The organism is Mesorhizobium sp. B1-1-5 (genome assembly GCF_006443065.1).
Lineage (GTDB): Bacteria > Pseudomonadota > Alphaproteobacteria > Rhizobiales > Rhizobiaceae > Mesorhizobium.
The window spans coordinates 1-1,299 of record NZ_VFWS01000446.1 but is presented as its reverse complement, the minus strand read 5'-3'; the positions used below and the strand labels follow the sequence as shown (position 1 = coordinate 1,299).

At 61.3% G+C, this 1,299-nt stretch carries 2 protein-coding genes and 1 pseudogene; 2 read left to right on the top strand and 1 reads right to left on the bottom strand.

Features of this window, described 5'->3' with window-relative positions:
- A pseudogene (locus FJ980_RS32245) lies at window positions 1-342 on the top strand (M48 family metallopeptidase); the annotation flags it as partial.
- A 103-nt stretch (window positions 343-445) separates the two neighbouring features.
- Here the strand turns inward: FJ980_RS32245 and FJ980_RS32240 are convergent.
- Window positions 446-664: a hypothetical protein gene (locus tag FJ980_RS32240; protein ID WP_140491152.1), complete on the bottom strand. Its 219-nt coding sequence runs from the start codon at window positions 662-664 to the stop codon at window positions 446-448.
- Window positions 665-775: 111 nt separating this feature from the next.
- Between FJ980_RS32240 and FJ980_RS32235 the strand changes: the two genes are divergently transcribed.
- A partial coding sequence (locus FJ980_RS32235) for a phosphoribosylanthranilate isomerase (RefSeq protein ID WP_140547522.1) occupies window positions 776-1,299 on the top strand: 524 nt, incomplete at its 3' end.

The window sequence follows — 1,299 nt, the reverse complement described above, 5'->3', positions numbered from 1 at the left end:
GCCGATTTTTTGAATCGCGAGGCCAAGTAGTAGATCGAGAAGCTGGTGGCCTGGCACACCGAGGCGCTTGGCAAGCGCGCCAAGGCGATCCGCTACAAGGACACGTCCAGCCGCTGGGGCTCGTGCACTTCCGAAGGCAATTTGTCCTTTTCCTGGCGCATCATGATGGCGCCGCCACCCGTCATCAACTACCTCGTCGCGCATGAAGTAGCGCATCTGAAAGAGATGAACCACGGCCCGAAATTCTGGAAATTGTGCGAAAAGCTCTGTCCCGACACCGACCGCTGCAAGGACTGGCTGAAGCGCAATGGCGGCGCCCTGCAGGCGATCGTTTTCGAGTAGCGCAATCGCGAAGCGTCGCACGGTGCCTGAGGATAGCTGTTGCGTGGTGATCCTTCACACCTCCTGTCGCGCCAGCGTTTACGTTCTTACTGGCCGCACGAACTCAATCGTCATTCGCGGCGTTCAGCTCTTCAGGCCGCAGCCCCTCTTCGCTATGATGCGGCCACGGTAAAAAATTCCGATCGAAGGCGTCGGTGTCGAAATAATCGAGCGCCCGATGCGCCTCGGCGCCGTTGAAGGCGGCCTTGTCCATCAAATGCGCGATCACCTCGCGCGCTTGCGCGATCTTCTGCCTGAGTTCGGCAACGGTTCTGTCAGTCATGATGTTCTCCCGCCTTGCATGCTTTCCCATGATAGGTAGCGCCTTTGGCCCTGCCGGCAAACAACATGCTTTTTCTCGACTCTGCCTCGATTTCATGTCAATTCCCGCGCCATGGCACTCGACGTCAAAATCTGCGGCTTGAAGACCGACCAGGCAATGGCCGCGGCGCTGGCCGGCGGCGCCAGCCATGTCGGCTTCATTTTCTTTGCCAAGAGCCCGCGTTACATCGAACCGGCTGCAGCCGGGCGGTTGCGCGAAGCGGCGCGCGGCAAGGCTTTGGCGGTTGCCGTTACCGTCGACGCCAACGACACCTTCCTGGACGACATCATCGACAGCATGCGCCCGGACATGCTGCAGCTGCACGGCTCGGAAACGCCCGAACGGGTGGCCGAACTGAAAGCCCGCTATGACCTGCCGGTCATGAAGGCGCTGCCGCTCAGCGAAGCCGCCGATCTCGAGCGCATCAAACCGGTCGTCGGGGTCGCGGACCGGTTCCTGTTCGACGCCAAGCCGCCGAAGGGCTCCGAGTTGCCGGGCGGCAATGGCGTTGCGTTCGACTGGCGCATCCTGACCGGCCTTGACGCCGGGCTCGATTACATGCTTTCCGGTGGGCTCAACGCCGCCAATATCGGCGA

Bases quoted from the DNA above. Each gene is read 5' to 3' on its own strand.
- FJ980_RS32240 (WP_140491152.1), bottom strand. From the start codon at position 664: ATGACTGACAGAACCGTTGCCGAACTCAGGCAGAAGATCGCGCAAGCG.